This window comes from Celeribacter sp. (assembly GCF_048270365.1).
GTDB lineage: Bacteria > Pseudomonadota > Alphaproteobacteria > Rhodobacterales > Rhodobacteraceae > Celeribacter.
In genome coordinates, this window is record NZ_JBLWTA010000003.1 from 216,852 (window position 1) to 236,083 (window position 19,232).

Here is a 19,232-nt window from a genome sequence, read left to right on the forward strand (position 1 = left end):
GAGCCGCTTGCCCTATGTGCGCGTCCCGCCTATCTGCGAGGCATGAGACCAGAAGACATCCTTCCGACCTATGAACGTCAGGCCCGCGCTTTCGACATCGCGCGGTCAAAGACCCTGTTCGAGCGCCCCTGGCTTGACCGGATGCTGGGCTATACGCCCCAGACCGAAGGCAAACGCCATGTGCTTGATCTGGGCTGCGGCTCGGGTCGGCCGATTGCGCAGTACCTCTATGACCGGCGTTGCGAGGTGACGGGCGTCGATGGTGCCGCCGCCATGGTCGCGCTGTTTCAACAAAACCTGCCACGCGCGCGCGCCATTCGCGCCGACATGCGGGGGCTTGATCTGGGCGAGACCTTCGATGCCGTGGTCGCATGGGACAGCTTTTTTCACCTCACCGCCGAGGACCAGCGGGCGATGTTTGCGACCTTCGCCAAACACCTCGCCCCGCGTGGCGTGTTGCTCTTCACCTCCGGCCCTGACGCGGGCGAAGCCATCGGCAATGTCGAACATGAGACCGTCTACCACGCCTCGCTTTCGCCCGAAGAATACCGCCAGTTGATGGCAAATGAGGGCATGGAAGTGATCGCGTTTACGCCTGAGGACCCCGGTTGCACCGGGCATTCCGTGTGGTTGGCGCGCAAGAGCGGTTGAACTGACCTCCCCTGAGGTGATCCCGGAGGCGATGCGTTTTCGAAAATTTTCATGCTTGCCAATTCGGCGTCATTTTTCTAAGTCCGTTTTGTTATGTTATTTCATAACGTATCCATGTGAGGATCACAGATCCACAGGACGGAACAACAAGGAAAGACCCGGATGCAAAAAACATCTCTCGCCCTCGCGACCCTCCTCGCCGCCACGCTGAGCTTCACCGCACAGGCGCAAGCCGAGTCTCATGATCACGACCACGATCACGCCGAAGAGCACGCACATGATCATGACCACGATCATGACAACCCTATCTACGAAGGCTACTTCGAAGACAGCCAAATCGCCCCGCGCCCGCTCTCCGATTGGGCCGGCGACTGGCAATCCGTCTACCCGCTGTTGAACGACGGCAAACTCGACGCGGTGATGGAACATAAGGCCGAACATGGCGACAAATCCGCCGCGGCCTATACCGCCTATTACGCCACCGGCTATGCGACCGACGTCGACCGGATCGAGATCACGGGCGACACCGTCACCTTCCATCAGCCTGACGGCGCAATCTCCGGTGTGTACGAAGACGATGGCTATGAGGTTCTGACCTACGCGCGAGGCAACCGTGGTGTGCGCTTTGTGTTTGAAAAGGTCTCAGGCGACGACGCGGCGCCGCAGTTCATCCAGTTCAGCGACCACCGCATCTTCCCGTCGAAAGCCGATCACTACCACCTCTACTGGGGCAATGACCGCGCCGCCGTGCTCGAAGAGCTGACCAACTGGCCGACCTATTTCCCGGTCGATCTGACGGCAGATCAGATCGCCGCGGATATGATGGCGCATTAAGCGCTTTTTGGGGGCGGCCAGCGAAGTTGGCCGCCCTCACTTTCTGAGCTTATCCCGAAGCGAGATTTCTTCGTCTTCCCAGGCCGACAAGGCATCGCGGATCGCCCAGGCGGCTTTGGTCCGCCAGGCCGGATCGACCAACTTTGCACGGTCCTTGGCCGAGGACAGGAAGCCCAATTCGATCAGGACAGAGGGCATGTCGGGCGCTTTGAGGACCGAAAACCCGGCCTCCAGACGCGGACGTTTGTGCATGCCGACGCTCTCGTCGAGCTGTTCCACCAGGGCATCCGCCAGACGCTCCGTGCGCGGCGTGGTTTCCGTGCGCGCCATATCCATGAGTACGGTGGCGATCACGTCATCCTGCCCGGTCAAATCCACACCAGACAGCAAATCCGAACGATCGTGGCGTTCCGCGAGCTTTTGCGACGCCGCGTCCGAGGCCCGTGCCGCCAAAGTGTAGATCGTCGCGCCTTCGGCCCGGCCCTCGGCAATCGCGTCGGCGTGGATCGACAGGAACACATCGGCCCCTGCCTCCCGCGCCAGCGTCAAACGGGTTTCCAGCGGCACAAAGAGGTCTTCGGCGCGGGTCAGAGTGACCTCGAACCCGCCCGCACGATTGAGCACATCCTGCAATTCGCGGGCGAATGTCAGGGTCAGCTCTTTTTCCACCACCCCGTCCCGTTCCGCCCCCGGATCGATACCGCCATGACCGGGATCGAGCACCACGCGCAGCGGCCCCTCGCCCAATTTGCGCGCGGGCGCGGCTTTGGGCGCGTCGTCCGTGGAGGGGCGCACAAGCTGCGCGTCCGGCGGCGTTCCAGCACCCAAAGCAAATTCGTCAGAGGCCGTGGGATCGAGCGTCAACGTCAAGACCGCCCCTTTGTCATCGCGCGACATCTGGGCGTGGACCAGACGGAAAGGTCCGGCCAAATCCAGAACCATCCGCGACCAGCCCGGAACGAACCCGCCCACCCGCAGGCCAGTGATGCCCTCGGCAGTATCAAATTGCTCGGTGTCAAAGCCGGTCCAATCGACCTCGGCGAAATCGATGACCATGCGGCGCGGCTCGTCGAGGGTGAAAATGCGAAACGGCACCGGCTGGCTCAGGCGCAGCATCATCTCGACGCGCTCCCCCTGATCCACGAGCGCCGACGCCCCGCTGTCGGCACGCGCAAGCGCCGTCAGACCGCTCTGCGCCGAGGCGGAACCGCCCATAAGCAAGCTCGCAGACAGGCCCAGAAGAGTGGCGAAAACCAGCGGTTTGAAAAGCTTGACCATGACATCCTCAAAAACATTTCACCGATACCTACCCTGCCCGCTTCGCTTTGCCTATGACGGATCGCCGGTTTGACCAAAGCGTGAAGCGATACGTTACCGATTGGCCATAAACGCCTTGAGCCGCGCCAGACCTTCGCGAATGTCCTCGGTCGAGCGCGCGTAGGAAAACCGAAGCGTCTGCGCGCCGCGCACCGGATCGAAATCCAGCCCCGGCGTCACGGCGACGCCCGCTTCGGCGAGGATTTCATCGCAAAACGCCTTGCTATCGTCGGTGTGCTCGGAAACATCGGCGTAGATGTAAAACGCCCCGTCCGGCGGCGCGATTTTGTCAAAGCCGATTTTGGGCAGTTCTTCGAGCATCAACCGACGGTTCTCGGCATAGACATCGACCATTTCCTGGCACTCCTGCCGGGCCTCCAATGCGCCCAAAGCCGCCACCTGCGATGCGTGCGGCGGGCAGAGGAAAAAGTTCTGCGCGATGCGTTCGATCACCCGGACATGATCTTCGGGCACCACCATCCAGCCGATGCGCCAACCGGTCATGGAGAAGAATTTCGAGAACGAATTGATGACATAAACATCGTCCGACAGCTCCAACGCGGTCACCGCCCGGCCTTCATATTGAATGCCGTGGTAAATCTCGTCGGAGATATAGGCGATGCCCTTGTCCTGACAGGTCTTGATCAGCGCGCCCATGGCCTCATGGTCCAACATTGTGCCGGAGGGGTTGCCGGGGGAGGCCACGATCAAGCCATCCAGCCCATCGGGAATGTCGGAGGGCACCGGTTGCAGGCGGTTTTCCATCTTGGTCGGCAGTCCCACGGGGGTGATATCCAAGCCGCTCAGAATTTGGCGATAAGACGGGTAGCCCGGCTCGCCCATGCCCACTTTGGCGCCCGCATCGAAGAGCGCGGTGAAGGCGAGGATGAAAGCGCCCGAAGAGCCCGGCGTGATCACCACGCGGTGCCAGTCGAGATCGACGCCGTACCAATCCTTATAAAGCGCCGCGATGCCTTTGCGCAGCTCCGGCAGGCCAAGCGCGACCGTATAGCCCAAAGGATCGGCCTCCATCGCCTGCTCCACCCGCGCGCGGGCCTTGGCGGGCGCGCCGGTCGAGGGCTGGCCGACTTCCATATGGATAATGTGCCGCCCCGCCTCCTCGGCCGCCCGCGCCGCCTCCATGACATCCATCACGATGAAGGGATCGACCACGGATCGTTTCGAGGTTTTCATGGGGAGGCTCCTGTCCTGAAAGTCTGCCCTCCCATGCCAGCGAGACGGGGGAAATGCAATGCAGTGAAGTGGCTGTATATGGCCTGTGCATAGAACCTGTGCGTCACCACGCCACGCCGGGGGATGCGGCCTTGGGTCACGCAACTGTTGGGTGGCCCCGGCACGAAGATGTGATACATGCGACGGAACAGGTTTGAGACGGAGAGACACCCGATGAATTTTGCCAAAGCCCTCGCGCGCCCCCTAATCCGATCCGGCACGCGTATCGGCACCGCAGCCCTTTTGACCGCGACCACCACGCTGGCCGCGCAGGCCTTTGACATCACCAACATGTCAGACGCCGAACGTGAGGCATTTCGCGCCGAGGTCCGGGCGTTCATCATGGAAAACCCCGAGATGATCATGGAAGAGGCCTATGAGGTCTACCAGCAGCAACAAAGCGAGGCGCAGGTCGCCAATGACGCCGATCTGATCGCGGCCTATTCCGAAGTGATCTACAACGACGAAAACGACGCGGTTTACGGCAACCCGGACGGCGATATCGTGTTGGTCGAGTTCTCCGATTACCGCTGTGGCTATTGCAAAAAAGCCTATCCGGACGTGCAGGCTTTGCTGGAAAAAGACGGCAATATCAAACTGATCGTCAAGGAATTCCCCATTCTGGGCGAGGCCTCCGTTCTGGCGTCTCGCTTTGCCGTGGCGACGAAAATTGTGGCGGGCAATGAGGCCTATCTCAAACTGCACGACGAATTGATGCAGGCCCGTGGCGACGTCTCCGAAGGCATGCTGCGGCGTCTGGCCAAGGATCTTGAGATTGACGCCGATGCGGTGGTCGCGGAGATGGAAAGCGATGAGGTCACCGCCATTCTGGCGCTGAACCATCAGCTGGCGCAGGAATTGCAAATCTCCGGAACGCCGGGGTTCATCTTGGGCGACCAGATGCTGCGCGGCTATGTGCCCTATGACGGCATGGTGGAGATCGTCGCCGAGGTGCGCGCGAACCGCTGAGGCCATTTGAAGGTCTGAAACAACAAACCCCGCCTTTTGGGCGGGGTTTTGAGTATTTGGAGCACCAAGGAAACGAAAAGTGCGAAGCTTTTATTCCGCAGCATCCTGAGCGGCGGCGGCCTCGATCTCGGCGGCTTTCTTTTCGACCTGTTCGACAATGTGCTCGACCATGTGGTCGTTTGACATTTTATGGTCCTGTTTGCCGCCCAGATAGACCATGCCGTGACCTGCGCCGCCGCCGGTCCAGCCGACATCGGTCATCAAGGCCTCGCCCGGTCCGTTCACCACGCAGCCAATAATGGAAAGGCTCATCGGCGTCTTGATATGCTCAAGACGTTTCTCCAATTCCTCCACAGTTTTGATCACGTCAAAGCCCTGACGCGCACAGGACGGGCAGGAAATGATATTCACACCACGGTGGCGCAGGCCCAAAGATTTGAGGATTTCATAGCCAACCTTGACCTCTTCGACCGGATCAGCCGACAAAGACACGCGCAGCGTATCGCCGATGCCCATCCACAACAACTGCCCCATGCCGATGGCGGATTTGATCGTGCCGGACATCAGCCCGCCCGCCTCGGTGATGCCGAGGTGAATGGGGGCGTCGGTAGCTTCGGCCAGTTGCTGATAGGCGGCGGAGGCCATGAAGACGTCAGAGGCCTTCACCGAGATTTTGAAATTGTGGAAGTCGTTTTCCTCTAAGATCTTGATATGATCCATGCCGCTCTCGACCATCGCGTCGGGGCACGGTTCGCCGTATTTCTCCAAGAGGTGCTTTTCCAAAGACCCCGCATTCACGCCGATGCGGATCGAACAATTGTGATCGCGCGCCGCCTTGAGCACCTCTTTGACCCGCGTCTCATCGCCGATGTTGCCGGGGTTGATGCGCAGGCAGGCGGCGCCCGCCTCTGCCGCCTCGATGCCGCGCATGTAGTGGAAATGGATGTCGGCGACGATCGGCACCGGGCTTTCACGGCAGATTTCTTTTAGGGCCGCAGAGCTTTCCTTATCCGGCACGGAGACCCGCACGATGTCGGCGCCGGCTTCGGCGGCGCGGATGATCTGATCCAGCGTCGCCTTGACGTCATGGGTCAGCGTGTTGGTCATGGTTTGGACGGAGATGGGTGCGTCGCCGCCCACGGGCACATTCCCGACCCAAATCTTGCGGCTCACACGACGGTCGATGTTGCGCCAGGGACGGATGGGATTGTGGGACATGGGAGCCTCTTTGGTGCGATACGCGGTCCTGCCCTAGATAGGCCTATGGTGCGCGCGGGGCAAGCGGTCAGACCCCGCTTGCGTCAAACGAAGCCCGCGTGCGCCAAAAGAGGCCCGCTTGCGCCAAAAGAAGCCTGTGACAAGATCACGCTCGATCTTCTCAACCGAATTATTCGGTGTTTTGCGCCACGCGGAACAATTCCGCCACCGAGGTGTTCGCGGCCAGATCAACCGGCGCGAAGACGTCAGAGACATCGGCCACGGACAGCGCCACGTTTTTCACCACAGAGCCGGAAGACCCGACCGGACCATAGGCCTGACCGTTCACGGCGAAATACACGCCGCCCGCATTGCCGGTGCGCAGCACGGGGGCCTTGTCCATCGCGGGCACGATATAGCGTTCGCCCGCGTCGAGAATTTTCTCGAACAAAACGGAGCCATCGGCGGCCTGCACCCGGACCCAGGACGGCAGCACGGCGACGACGGCCAGTTCCGGCGCGCCCTCTGCGGTCACCTGAATAGGCGAGTCGCCATCCTCGGAGAGTGCAGCCTGGGCGATCAGGTTGGACATATCGTTGAGAATATCTTCGCGATCCTCGGCCTGGCTTTCCGCCGTCAAGGCGCCGACCGTGCGCGGATCGAGGGTCGCAATCGGACCATCGCGCGGCACGAGTACAGGCACATCGAGGGCCTGCGGGCGATAGAGACGGTCCAGAGCTTCGGCGGAGGGCGTGGCAAGGCCGACGCTCTCGTCCAAGGCGGCCATCGTGGTGGTCTCGCTCTCAAGCGGCGACACTTCGGAGATCATGCCAGGGGCCTGATCGATCGGCGCCAGTTTGACCTTTTGCACCTCTTGCAGCACCGACCAGCCGCCATAGCCGATCACGCCCAAAAGCGCGAGAAGCACCGCCGTCGAGCCCAGAGCACCGGGTTCGATGCGAGTCATAAAACCTTGGCCGCGCGGCACAAAAGTGGCGTTTGGATCGGCAAAGGGGTCTTTGACGGGCGATTGTTTTTGCGCGGTCGCGGGGCTGCGTTTGGTCGAGGCCTGCGGCGACATGCCGTGAGCCACGGCAAAGCCGCTTTCCTGACAAAAGCGCGAAAACGCCCAATCGGGATCGAGATCGAGGTAGCGCGCATAGGAGCGCACATAACCGGCGATAAAACCTTGGGTTTCGAACACGGCAGGATCGGCATTCTCGATCGCGGCGATGTAGGTCGCCTTGATCTTCAGCTCGCGCTGGACATCCAAAAGGGATTTGCCGATGGTCGCACGTTCACCACGCATGACATCTCCGAGCCGCAACTCAAAGTCATCAAACCCGCGAGGTTGTTCCTGTTCCTCGACGGGTGGTTTGCTCCACCGCCTGATCATGCCTGTGTGCCGCCCTAAGTTGGTCCTGTCCCCATGAGCTTATAGACGATTCGTCTTAAGCTCTTGGAAACAGTGTTACCACATGCTCAAACCGGGCGCACAGGGGTTATGCGCGTCATCCGGCCATTTCGGCACGATTCAGCGCACAATGGCTCCAGAGCGCGTCCAGCGCCTTGATCAGGTGGTCCATTTCATTGGGCCCGTGCACCGGCGACGGTGTAAACCGCAAACGCTCGGTGCCACGTGGCACGGTCGGGAAATTCACCGGCTGCACGTAGATACCATAGTGCTCCAGCATCATGTCCGACATCAATTTCGTGTGTTTCGGATCGCCCACGATCAGCGGCACGATGTGCGAGCCGTTGTCGGTGATCGGCAGGCCGAGACCTTTGAGCCGGGTTTTGAGGATTTTCGCCTGAGTCTGATGCTGTTCGCGCAACGTCACACCGCCCTCGCCTTTCAGGAAAGCGATGGAGGCCGCAGCGCCCGCGGCCACCGCCGGCGGAATCGAGGTCGTAAAGATGAAGCCCGGCGCATAAGAGCGCACGGCGTCACACATTTTCGCGCTTGCTGCGATATAGCCGCCGAACACGCCGAAGGCTTTGCCCAAAGTGCCGTTGATGATGTCGATCCGGCCCATCAAACCGTCACGCTCTGCCACACCGCCGCCGCGCGGGCCGTACATGCCGACCGCGTGCACCTCGTCGAGATAGGTCAGCGCGTTGAATTCCTCGGCAAGGTCACACAATTCCTTGATCGGGCCGAAATCGCCGTCCATCGAATAGACGGATTCAAAGGCGATCAGCTTTGGCGCCTCAGGATCGTCGGCGGCCAAAAGCTCGCGCAGGTGATCGAGATCGTTGTGGCGGAAGATGCGTTTGGAGCCGCCATTGCGACGGATGCCTTCGATCATGGAGGCGTGATTCAACTCGTCGGAGTAGATGATCAGCCCCGGAAACAGCGTCGGCAGGGTCGAAAGCGTGGCGTCATTGGCGATATAGGCCGAGGAGAACACCAGCGCGCCTTCTTTGCCGTGCAGATCGGCCAGCTCCGCTTCGAGACGTTTGTGGTACACGGTCGTGCCTGAGATGTTGCGCGTCCCGCCCGAACCGGCCCCCGTAGCATCGACAGCCTCTTTCATGGCAGCCAGAACAACCGGGTTCTGCCCCATGCCGAGATAATCGTTGCCACACCAGACCGTCACGGGTTGCTCTGTGCCGTCCGGGCGCGTCCATGTGGCGTGGGGAAATTGCCCGCGCTTACGCTCGATGTCGATGAAGGTGCGGTAGCGGCCTTCGTCATGCAAACGTTGGATCGCCTCGTCAAGCTTCGCCGTGTAGTCCACTTTTTGTCCTTTCGCGCGTCTCAGGTCTGCCTGTTTTAGCGGCATCAAACGAAAATTGCGACTCATATTCACAATTCGCAAGATAATACCTTTTGGCTAGACCACCTTTCGCAAGAGCCCGGGGGTGACCACATCTGTGATCGCGAGCATTATGCCCTGCCCTTTTAGAATGACTAAAAACCCTTTCAGTATGATCTATGTCAACCCGCCAACAGGCTCTGGACACCAGATGTGATCGGCGTAAGCTGCGACAAAACATCCCTCTACGATCAAAGGTTTCCTATAATGAACTCCCGCCTCGACCCGGTGCTGTCCCGCATCGATTCCGACCTTGACGCCACACTCGACCGTTTGATGGATTTGCTGCGCATTCCGTCGATCTCCACCGACCCGGCGCATAAGGCCGATTGTCTCAAGGCCGCCGAGTGGCTTGTGGAGGATCTCAAATCTCTGGGCGCCGAGGCCGAGCTTTGCGAAACGCCTGGGCATCCAATGGTCTATGGCAAGATCGGCACCGGCAGTCCGCATCTGTTGTTCTACGGGCATTACGATGTGCAGCCGGTCGATCCGCTGTCGCTGTGGGATCACGACCCTTTTGCGCCTTTCATTGAAGAGCGCGAGACCGGCAAGGTGATCCGTGGCCGCGGCGCCTCCGACGACAAGGGCCAGCTCATGACCTTTGTCGAGGCCTGTCGCGCCTGGATTGCCGAGCATGGCACCCTGCCCTGCACCATCACGTTCTTCTTCGAGGGCGAAGAGGAAAGCGGCTCGCCCTCGCTCATCCCCTTCATGGAGGCCAATAAGGACAAGCTCTCCGCCGATCTGGCGCTGATCTGCGACACCTCCATGGTGGCGCCCGGCGTGCCGTCGATCTGTTCGCAACTGCGCGGCATGTTGAAGGATGAGTTTACCCTGACAGGCCCGGTGATGGACCTGCACTCCGGTCATTACGGGGGCCCGGCGCTTAATCCCTTGCGCGAAATCTCTAAAATTGTCGCGAGTTTTCACGACGATCAAGGCCGCGTCACGGTCAAGGATTTTTACGACGGTGTCCAAGACGTGCCTGCCGACATCCTCGACCAATGGAAGGGCTGCGGCTTTGACGAGGAGGACTATCTGTCCGGCGTCGGCATGACGGAGTCCCACGGCGAAGCGGGCTATTCCACCCTGGAACAGCAATGGTCCCGCCCGACCTTGGAGATCAACGGCATGTGGGGCGGCTATCAGGGACCGGGCACGAAAACCGTGATCCCGTCGGAGGCGCATTGCAAAATCACCTGTCGTCTGGTCGGCACGCAAGACCCAGATGCGATCCGCGAAAACCTGCGCTCCCATGTCGAAAGCCGTCTGCCGGTGGATGCGAAAGTCACCTGGAACCAGGACCTGGACGGCTCCCCCGCCGCCGTGATGAACACCGCGCGCCCGGAATTCGAAGCCGCGCGTCAGGCGCTCTCTGCCGAATGGGACCGTGAGGCGGTGTTTGCCGGCATGGGCGGCTCGATCCCGATTGCCGGGTTCTTCACCACCATCTTGGGGCTGGATTCCATGCTGGTCGGTTATGCCGAGGACGATGACCGCATTCATTCGCCCAATGAGAAATACGGCCTCAAGAATTTCCACAAAGGCATCCGCTCCTGGGCCCGCATTTTGGATGCGGTCTCTAAAACCTGAGTTCCGATTTTTCAGAATTTTGATGCCCCGTGCGGTCTCGCACGGGGCTTTTCATGAGACCTTTTCGACTGATCAAATCACTGAGTGCCTTTCTTTTTCCACCAGGTGAGACCACTGGATTTCATCCAGAGATTTAACCCTCAGAGGCGCCCGCATCGAAACGAGAGAGGCGCCAAAGGTTGGTATGACTTCGGCCGCATATGCCTACCGCTTTGCCAACCCTGAATGGCACTTTGGAAAAAGCCCAGAGCCTGCCGCAGGATCGCACGCCGGAATGATCACAACGGACTAAAACAGCTCGAGATCGCTGGTCTTTTCCGGAACCGGCCGTTTTTCAACGATATGCGGATCCTCCACAAGTTTCTGACGCGCTTTGCCTTGCGCCGGAAAAAACTCAACCCGCCGCGCCTGACCGCCGCCAAGACTTTGACCATCGCAAGGAATATTCTCGCGCTCGAGATAGGACAGCACGAACAAACCGTTTTGATTGCCGGCGTTGGTCAGCCCTTTGTACATTTCCGCACCGCCAAAAACTTTGGCCCGCAAACGTTCCCGAACGGCTCCCGATCGAATGAGCGCATTGATCAAAAGCTCCATAGCATTGGCCCCGAAAGAACTCACATCGCTTCGAGATGGCGGCCCCTCCGGCAAGAGGAAATGGTTCATACCACCAATTTTCGCCACGGGATCCCAAAGGCAAGTTGCCACACATGACCCGAGGATGGTCGAGATCACGGCCTCTTCCACATTGGCAATCGCATATTCTCCCTGAGCGATATAGGTGCGCAGTCCGCCGCTGCGTTGTTGAAGCATGGCTGTCATGTGACCCTCATTTGTACAGGAGCTTCACAGAGGCGCAGCAACTCTTCGCCGACCTTATCCAAATCCGCCCATTGCTCGACTCCGCCCATCTCGGCAGCCACACGCGGCATGCCGAAAACAACGCAGGTTTGTTGACTCTGACCCAGTGTTTTCGCACCGGCATCCCGGAGGGCCTTCATGCCAGCCGCGCCGTCGCCGCCCATCCCGGTCAAAATTCCGGCCACAATCTTGGGAGCATGCTCCACGGCGGAGAGAAACATCGAATCCACTGAGGGGCGATGCCCGGAGACGAGAGGCCCTTTGTGCAACTTGGCCCTGAGCTCGGTTTTGCCCGTCACGTTGAGATGATACTCCCCTCCAGGTGCGATCATCACAAGACCCGGGCGCAAAACCGCACCGTCTTGAGCCAGACACACTTTCGGCTGCACCAAGGGATCCAGACGGGCCGCGAAGCTGACCAGGAAAGGTTCCGGCATATGCTGTGTGATCAAAGTGGGCGGGCAATCGGCCGGAAAGCTCTGCAATATGCGTTCGATCGCATCCACGGCTCCTGTCGACCCCCCGATCAAACAAATACGGCGGAACCTTCTGTTCTGTTGCGGGGCAACGCTGCTTCGCACGGGGCGGGCGACAGTGACGCGCGCGCGCGCCGCCAAAGCAACCGTATCGGCCAATTTGGCGAAATTGTCGGTTCCGCCGCCCAGTTTTGGTTTTTCGACACAATCCACGGCACCAAGCGCCATGGCCTCGACCGCCACATCACTTCCTTTTTGGGTCAGTGTCGACACCATCACCACAGGCATCGGACGATGTTTCATGAGCCTTTTCAGAAATTCCAGACCGCTCATATTGGGCATTTCCACATCGAGCGTCATCACATCCGGACGATGGGTATTCACAGCATCGCGGGCTTCGCGTGCGGTGCCAGCTTCGGCCACCACTTCCAGACGGCGATCGGCATCGAGAATGGACCGGATAAGTCGTCGCATCGTGGCGGAGTCGTCAACAATCAAAACACGTAACGGGTTCACACCGAGCTCCCTTTCCTAAAAATTCCCTTCCGAAGTCTTGGTCGCGTTGCCATGCTCACTTCAGAAATCTTCCCAATCATCTTCAGCTGCACTCGAAACAGGCAGTGGAGCATTCACAACCTTTTTGACCGGCGCTTGGGGCTCAGGTTTGGGAGGACTGGTTTTGATGGGCGCCTTGGGCGCGGCTGCGGGTGCTTTGCGCGCCTCTTTGAAATCGACCGGCGCAACGGATGCGGGCGCTTTTGCAGACTGAACAGCACCGATCGAGAACCTTGAGGTCGTGACATTCAGGTTTTCCGCTTCGCGTGTCAGGGCGTGGCTGGCTGCCGTGGTCTGTTCGAACATGGCGGCGTTTTGCTGTGTGACTTGATCCAGCTGATTGACCGCTGCGTTGATCTCGGCGAGGCCCGAGGACTGCTCACGCGCCGACACGGCAATTTCGGAGACATTGTGAGAAATCTCTGACACAGAGCCCACGATGCCACGCAGAGCCTCGCCCGTTTCCCCAACCAGACTCACGCCCCGCTTCACCAGAGTGCCCGATTTCGAGATCAGATCATTGATCTCACGAGCCGCCTCCGAAGAACGCTGTGCCAAGGCACGCACTTCAGAGGCCACGACAGCAAAACCCCGCCCCGCTTCGCCCGCACGTGCGGCTTCCACCCCGGCGTTCAAAGCCAGCAAATTGGTCTGGAAGGCGATGTCATCAATGACAGAAGTGATCTTGGAGATCTGGTTCGAAGAGGTTTCAATCTGGCTCATGGCTTCGACGGCTTCTTGCACAACTTTACCAGAAGCTTCGGCGTTGGCCTTTGCAGTTTCCACCATATCGGACGCTTGATTGGCCCCATCTGCCGCAGAGCGGACCGAGGAAGTCAATTGATCCAAAGCCGTTGCGGTTTCCTCAAGCGTGGCGGCCTGTTTTTCCGTGCGGCGGGACAAATCATCTGCCGCATTGGAGATTTCAGAGGCTTCGCCACGGATCATATCCGCATTCTCGACCACGTTGCGCATTGCAGACAGCAAGTTGTCGATCGCCTGGTTGAAGTCCCCACGGAGGGTTTCGTATTCGTCAGAGAAAGCAACGTCCAGACGCGAGGTGAGATCGCCAGACGCAAGTTTCTTGAGACCCACGCGAAGCCCTTCGACCACGCGGTCCTGTGCAGCCTTCATCCGTTCTCGCTCAGCCTCAGCGGCAACGAGTGCTGCCTGATTTTCGGTGATGTCGGTGCCAAGCAGAATGATCCGGAAGGGGCGACCCGAGGCATCTTTGACGGGGCTAAACGTGCCTTCGAGAAGCGACGTGTTGCCTTCTTTGTCCAGGAGCTTGAACCGGCCAAGAACACTTTCACCGCGGCCAAGGCGATCCCAAATTGCGCCGCGTTCCTGAGCGAGTTGCGGGTCGAAAACAAAGAGTTTGTCATACCGCTTGCCGATAAGTTCCGCCTTGTCCACACCGAGCATATTGGAGAAGTTGGTATTGGCCTTGAGCAAATGACCGTTCACATCGAATTCAACCTTAGCCTGATGGCTGTCCAATGCCTCAATGACGGCTTCGTTGGTGCGAATACTCGTCACGTCTTTCCATTCCATGACGCAACCGATTTGAGTCCCGTCGAGATCCGCCACTGCATTGACGTCCAGCGCAAAATGCACGCTGCCCACTTTCATATCGGTCGAGAACGGCATCTTGCTGGTGTCGGACAGAATAGCCCGGATGCGTCCCGGATCATGATGGAAGATATCGATATTTTTGCCGACAATTTCATCTGCACTGAAGCTGCCAAACATTTCACGAAAATCTTTTTCGTGACCTTTCAAGAGGTGATAGACGGCAGAGTTCATATAAGTGATGTTGAAATCCTGGTCGATCATCATCAAGGCCGCCGAGGAGCCCTCGAAGGCAGCACCTTTGAACAGGCCATCGCGTGTTGCTTGTTCTGCACGTCCCAAAGCATGGCGGAAATCGTCCAGAGCTTGCGCAATCTGACCGATTTCGTCCCCGCGTTCCGTGCCAGGGACATTCGCAGCATAATTGCCGTCGGAAACCGTCCGCATCGCCCCTTCCACCCGCGTCAGCGGGCGAGAGATTGCACGTGCAATCAGGAACGCAATCAGAGCGACGAGTGCGGTCATGACAGCGCCTTGCCACAGCATCGTGTTGGCCAATTCTGTCGCAGGTTCGAGAATTTCCTCGATGCTCTGCTCTGCAATGAGACCCCACTGCGCACCGTGATAATGGATCGGGGAATAGGCTGCGAGGTGTTCGTGCATATGGCCGGTGCCCTCTTCGGACTCCGTTTCTCGCAGAAAACCGCTTTCGCCGGCGATGGCTCTTTTTGCGGATTCAGTCGTGATTTCGACCTGCAGCACCTCATCATCCGTGCCGTGAATACGATCAGAGCGCAGTTTCAGGTCCTGACCGACAAGATAGGAATCCCCGGTTCGACCAAGTCCTGTCCCCCGGGTCGTGATCGCGTCGATTTTGCCGATGGGCATCTGGAACGCAATCACGCCGCGCAACGTGCCGCTGCGATCAAAAACTGGCGCACCGATAAAGGCGGCGGGCGCTCCGTGAGACGGCGCATAAGTTTCGAAGTCCGCGAAAGAAACCTCGCCGCTTTGTGTGGCTTCCAAAGAGTGGCGCAGAACTTGTCCCAGACCGGTTTGGGCATATTCGCCCTCAAGGAAATTGGTGGCGTAATCCTGTTCCTTGAACACGGAGTAGATCAGATCGCCTTCGAGGGAGAACACAAATACATCGTAATAGCCCTTTTCCTCCACAAGTTTGCGGAAATAGCTATGGTAGAGTTTGTGAACCTGACTGTAAGCTGAGCCATCGAGCGCATAATCGAGATCGTGCTTGCTGCCCAACTCATTGGGATTGTCGTCGATATACCACTTTTTCAGATAGCGGGTCTTGTCGGTGTTGATCATCTCCCAGGCTTCGCCAAAACCACGAAGAGCAGAAATCACCGTCGGGTTTTCCGCCTGACTGCGCAGATCGATGTCTACACCTTCAAGCCAGCCCTCAAGCTCAAGCGACCGCGCTTCAGCGACAGTCATCAAGGCCTCTTCCGCCTCGACCAGCAATGATTGCGACGCATTTCGGTAAGAAACAAGGTTTGCAATCGCGATGGTGACGATCGTCAAACCGATCATGATCACGGGCAGTTTCTTTGCCAGCTTAATCCTGCTAAAAAAGTTCATTTTTCTCTCCTGGCCTCTCGGTCAAGTCGCGGCCTGGAAACGCGGCTCCGGGCGATGATCAGCATTCGGGTGAAAACCCAGTACGCATTGATCCATGCCGCCAAGGAATGAAGATTCGTTTAAGTCGGTTCGAAATGGTCTCAGGTTGAGGCTTCGGATAGCTAAAATTTGAGCCATACCTTGCGCAAATCGTGCCAAGGGCCTCCATCCCGCCGTTGTTCTTTCCCTGCTCGCCCCCGGATGGATGTTGTTATGTCGGACAAAACGCGCAAATTTTCGCATTTTGCCCCGAATTATGAACCGTTTCTCTGTGGCGTTAACCATTCTTAAAGACATTAAGCATTTTCATGAGCCTATGACTCCGCCTTCACGGACCGCAAAAAATAACCGGTCTGACATAAAATTTGGCACGTAAAAGAGGCAGGCATTCAAATTAAAACGGTCAAAAAACGGCGTGACATGCATGAGATGGAAGACCAAAGCACAGCAAGCTCTCTGGGGGAATATTGCCCTGATGGAGATGCTTTTGCTACTCTTGACCCTGTCCTTTGTGCCAAATTTTCCTGCGCCACCTCCGAGATTCGGGCGGGTTCATCCGATCGTGTTGATCGTCACGGCCGCGATCGCGATTGATCTTTTGAAACAGCTCCTGAACTTGAAAACGAACGACTCCGCAATACGTCATATCTCGCCTAAGGCACGCCTCTGGTCGTTGCTTTCATCATTCTGCGGCTGGCCGAAACCCATGGGAAACCGATTGGTCAAGCCCTCACTCTGGTGGATGCCAGAGGGGTCACACTTTCGATCAGCCTCATGACATTTTGCTTTTGTCTCTGGTGCCGATACTCGGACGACTTCGCCTGGCGGGGCCCGCGGGGTCTTCGCCGACATTATTGAGCGACATTTCACGCCACGTTAAAGCAACACAGCCTCTTGGCAGGGCTGTTTCTCCTTGGATAAACTCTCTTATTTCAAAGCCTTTTTTCACAGATCTCCCCTGATTTCCCGGTCATTTGAACCGGCACTGTGATCTGGTGTTATCTGCTGATTTTGCACCGTGATCATGGCCGAAAAATCATTCTGGTCGCGGGAGGTATAGCGCTGATCCTGTTCCGCCTTCTTCTCGGCATGCCCTGGCCTTCGGCATTTTTGCCCACGCTTGGGAAGGGAGTCAGCGCCTTTGTCATGTCCGAACTCGCGTCGAGACTGCTCACAATCACCTTGCATGGCCCTCAGATGCGCCACTGCGCACCACAGACATATAGCGAAACCCTCGTCCTCGTGCTTCTGGCCTCCAATCTCATCACCGTGGCGGGCATCTATAAACATCAACACAGCCAGGACCGGCTCTTGCTCCATGAGCTTTTGGAGAACAGCCCGGCGATGCTGGTCACGATGGATGCGCAGTGTGATCGAGCACACCGAAGATCGCTGGCTCAACATCATCATGGTTGTCGATATCACCGAGTTCTCTTTGGCGCGTCAGAAACTTGAACATCTGGTGGCGCATGACGAATTGACCGGCTTGAAACGGCGGCCAAATGGGCCGATTGGGCTCTGCGTGAAGCCAAGGAAAACGGCCGCAACACACTGGTCGTGGCCAATGAACGGTTCTCCGAAAACCTGCATCTTCAGGGCAAACTCACAAGCCACCAAGACATCGTGCAGGCTTTGGAGAAGAACCAAATCGAGAAATATGTGCAGCCGATTTTTGACGCTGCACAGCACCGGGGGATTGGCCTTTATGCGTTGGGAACGGGACGGTGGGCAAATCATGGCGCCGCGCCAGTTCCTGCCCCAGCTTCAAAATGTCCTCTTGAGCGCAGAATACGCCAGCGTCCCACAGCAAATGTGCGCGGCCTTGTTGTCTGGCCTGACCGCCTGCCCCGGCGCCTTCGTGAGTTTCAACACGCGTTTGGAAACCTTGGAATTTCCCGGCGCCGCGTTGAAATTACTGCACAGTTTCGGGGCACTGACGGTGCATCATCACGACATCGTCATCGAGATCTGCGAGGATGCGATAACCGAGCGGATCGATATGGACCAGGCCATGATGGAGATCGCGATCCTGCGCAGCCATGGCATTCGGATCGCATTGGATGATTTCGGCAAGGAGGCCTCGAACCTCAACCGGCTCCCCCATCTGCCGATCGACATCGTGAAGATCGACAAATCCCTGATCGACCGGATCGGGACGGATCGGAGATCGCGCGAGGCTCTGCGCTCGATCATCCATCTGGCCGAGGCGCTGGAATTTGAAATCATCGCCGAAGGTGTCAAGACGCCCGCACAACGCGACATGCTGTTGAGCCCTGGGCTCACCTTGCATCAAGGTTTTCTACACGCCCGCCCCATGCCGGTGGCCGAGGCCAACAGTTTGTATGCACAGCGCATTTCGGATGTCATGCTAGCCGGCACCTGAGACCAGTCGCCCGATCACCATAGAAAAAGGGCGCCTCTGGAGAGACGCCCTTGGAAACTGGATGGTGGGTGATAAGAGATTTGAATTTTGCCCCTAGTTAACGATTTCAATGACTTACAAGGCACTTTGTAACCATGTTACCGCCCACAAAACGGACCAAATGACGTTGCGTCAATCATAGGCAAAATGAAAGGCGAGGCACCGAAGCACCTCGCCTGTGACGACTGGTAATCGTTCTAGGCACCACGCAGCGAAGGGTGAAACCGCTGTGCCGTGTCGGGGTTTTGGGAATATGGCCCGCGCACTCATCGACTAATCGCAGCACCGTTTACACTCTTGGCAAGCGTCAGGTGGTGCCGTTCCTGTTTACATATACACCCGAAACCCGAGAGTGTCGCATAGGATTAGGCGGCTTCCTCTTCTGCCACATCATCAGAGCAAGACAGGAAACCCGCGCCCTCACCTGTTACACCCAACTCTCTGAGCCCAACCTCGACTTGGATGATATGATTGCGCAACCGTTGCTGTCCGCGCTCCAAGCGTTCGATCTTTCTGGCGGCTTCAAAGAAATCAGAAACCATTAGTGCCTGCTCTTCGAAAAGGGCGTATATGCGCCCCTCCTTTTCCGCATCCCAGCTCATGTCCATTTCCGTTGCCAGCTCCGCTTTGATTTCAGCAATTCTATCCGCGGCGGTTCCGTATTTATCTGCGCTCTTCCGAACCAGTTCTTTAAGCAAGGGGTTCATAGCCATTATACCGCCTCCCCGTTCACGTCGCCTTCACCACGGCCAAGAAACAGCCGCGCGAAGCTGGCATAGGTGCGACCTTCATCAAGCCACTGTTTGAAACCGGCGTCACCAAGAACGGATTTGACATGCTTATCAGCCAGTTTAGGCATTTCTTGCTCAACATGCGCAATCATACCCGCAGCCGTTTGAAGTTTGCGCGAAGTCGCTTCGCTGCCTTCAAAATCGACAAAGCTCTCAATGGCGTCGTGAAGATTAATAACAAGAGTGAGTTCTTGATCGGCTTCGGTCGGAGTTGTTCCATTGTCGGAGTGTGTGTTAAAGTCTTTCACAGTTCATTCTTTCTCTAGGTTTGAATTGGGAGACAGAGGGCGAGCGTCTATGTTTG

The 19,232-nt window shown here is 57.9% G+C and carries 15 protein-coding genes and 1 pseudogene; 5 read left to right on the forward strand and 11 right to left on the reverse strand.

Annotated features, from left to right (window positions below):
* Window positions 1–42 precede the first annotated feature (42 nt).
* Both ACN0X0_RS05820 and ACN0X0_RS05825 read left to right on the forward strand, forming a co-directional pair.
* On the forward strand, window positions 43–651 hold the full coding sequence (locus ACN0X0_RS05820) for a class I SAM-dependent methyltransferase (protein WP_167602928.1): 609 nt from the start codon (window positions 43–45) through the stop codon (window positions 649–651).
* Between the two features lie 162 nt (window positions 652–813).
* Window positions 814–1,485: a ZinT family metal-binding protein gene (locus tag ACN0X0_RS05825; RefSeq protein WP_417278386.1), complete on the forward strand. Its 672-nt coding sequence runs from the start codon at window positions 814–816 to the stop codon at window positions 1,483–1,485.
* Between the two features lie 36 nt (window positions 1,486–1,521).
* Here ACN0X0_RS05825 and ACN0X0_RS05830 read toward each other — a convergent pair whose 3' ends face one another.
* Window positions 1,522–2,763 carry an N-acetylmuramoyl-L-alanine amidase gene (locus ACN0X0_RS05830; RefSeq protein WP_417278387.1) on the reverse strand — a complete coding sequence of 414 codons (1,242 nt, stop codon included), beginning with the start codon at window positions 2,761–2,763 and terminating at the stop codon, window positions 1,522–1,524.
* A 93-nt stretch (window positions 2,764–2,856) separates the two neighbouring features.
* Complete coding sequence (locus ACN0X0_RS05835) at window positions 2,857–3,996, reverse strand: pyridoxal phosphate-dependent aminotransferase (RefSeq protein ID WP_417260958.1); 1,140 nt, start codon at window positions 3,994–3,996, stop codon at window positions 2,857–2,859.
* Window positions 3,997–4,209: 213 nt separating this feature from the next.
* Between ACN0X0_RS05835 and ACN0X0_RS05840 the strand changes: the two genes are divergently transcribed.
* Complete coding sequence (locus ACN0X0_RS05840; protein WP_226553423.1) at window positions 4,210–5,004, forward strand: DsbA family protein; 795 nt, start codon at window positions 4,210–4,212, stop codon at window positions 5,002–5,004.
* A 90-nt stretch (window positions 5,005–5,094) separates the two neighbouring features.
* Here the strand turns inward: ACN0X0_RS05840 and ispG are convergent, their stop codons facing one another.
* The 4 genes and pseudogenes from ispG to hemA all read right to left on the reverse strand — a co-directional run bounded on the left by ispG (window position 5,095) and on the right by hemA (window position 8,942).
* Window positions 5,095–6,222 carry a flavodoxin-dependent (E)-4-hydroxy-3-methylbut-2-enyl-diphosphate synthase gene (gene ispG, locus ACN0X0_RS05845; protein ID WP_417278388.1) on the reverse strand — a complete coding sequence of 376 codons (1,128 nt, stop codon included), beginning with the start codon at window positions 6,220–6,222 and terminating at the stop codon, window positions 5,095–5,097.
* Between the two features lie 169 nt (window positions 6,223–6,391).
* A complete protein-coding gene (locus ACN0X0_RS05850; RefSeq protein ID WP_417278503.1) occupies window positions 6,392–7,282 on the reverse strand; it encodes a DUF4115 domain-containing protein in 891 nt (296 codons plus the stop codon).
* A gap of 63 nt (window positions 7,283–7,345) precedes the next feature.
* Window positions 7,346–7,597: pseudogene (locus tag ACN0X0_RS05855) on the reverse strand (helix-turn-helix domain-containing protein); the annotation flags it as partial.
* A 115-nt stretch (window positions 7,598–7,712) separates the two neighbouring features.
* Window positions 7,713–8,942: a 5-aminolevulinate synthase gene (gene hemA / locus ACN0X0_RS05860; protein ID WP_226553420.1), complete on the reverse strand. Its 1,230-nt coding sequence runs from the start codon at window positions 8,940–8,942 to the stop codon at window positions 7,713–7,715.
* Between the two features lie 285 nt (window positions 8,943–9,227).
* Between hemA and ACN0X0_RS05865 the strand changes: the two genes are divergently transcribed.
* Complete coding sequence (locus tag ACN0X0_RS05865; protein WP_417278389.1) at window positions 9,228–10,613, forward strand: dipeptidase; 1,386 nt, start codon at window positions 9,228–9,230, stop codon at window positions 10,611–10,613.
* A gap of 288 nt (window positions 10,614–10,901) precedes the next feature.
* On the opposite strand, the gene ACN0X0_RS05870 is transcribed toward ACN0X0_RS05865, so the two are convergent.
* Genes ACN0X0_RS05870 through ACN0X0_RS05880 form a run of 3 tightly spaced genes read right to left on the reverse strand, consistent with a single transcriptional unit; the run spans window position 10,902 to window position 15,676 of the window.
* Complete coding sequence (locus ACN0X0_RS05870) at window positions 10,902–11,435, reverse strand: chemotaxis protein CheD (protein ID WP_226553418.1); 534 nt, start codon at window positions 11,433–11,435, stop codon at window positions 10,902–10,904.
* Window positions 11,432–12,466, reverse strand: a complete 1,035-nt coding sequence (locus tag ACN0X0_RS05875) for a protein-glutamate methylesterase/protein-glutamine glutaminase (protein ID WP_417278390.1) — start codon at window positions 12,464–12,466, stop codon at window positions 11,432–11,434. Before ACN0X0_RS05875 ends, ACN0X0_RS05870 begins: the two co-directional genes overlap by 4 nt.
* Before the next feature lie 60 nt (window positions 12,467–12,526).
* Window positions 12,527–15,676, reverse strand: coding sequence for a methyl-accepting chemotaxis protein (locus ACN0X0_RS05880; protein WP_417278391.1), 3,150 nt, complete (start codon window positions 15,674–15,676; stop codon window positions 12,527–12,529).
* Between the two features lie 1,408 nt (window positions 15,677–17,084).
* Between ACN0X0_RS05880 and ACN0X0_RS05885 the strand changes: the two genes are divergently transcribed.
* Window positions 17,085–18,098, forward strand: coding sequence for an EAL domain-containing protein (locus ACN0X0_RS05885; protein WP_417278392.1), 1,014 nt, complete (start codon window positions 17,085–17,087; stop codon window positions 18,096–18,098).
* 404 nt (window positions 18,099–18,502) lie between these two features.
* On the opposite strand, the gene ACN0X0_RS05890 is transcribed toward ACN0X0_RS05885, so the two are convergent.
* Together ACN0X0_RS05890 and ACN0X0_RS05895 are read right to left on the reverse strand one after the other, a co-directional pair.
* A complete protein-coding gene (locus tag ACN0X0_RS05890) occupies window positions 18,503–18,850 on the reverse strand; it encodes a hypothetical protein (RefSeq protein WP_417278393.1) in 348 nt (115 codons plus the stop codon).
* Complete coding sequence (locus tag ACN0X0_RS05895; RefSeq protein ID WP_417278394.1) at window positions 18,850–19,176, reverse strand: hypothetical protein; 327 nt, start codon at window positions 19,174–19,176, stop codon at window positions 18,850–18,852. The genes ACN0X0_RS05890 and ACN0X0_RS05895 overlap by 1 nt, the downstream gene beginning before the upstream one ends.
* Between the last annotated feature and the right edge of the window lie 56 nt (window positions 19,177–19,232).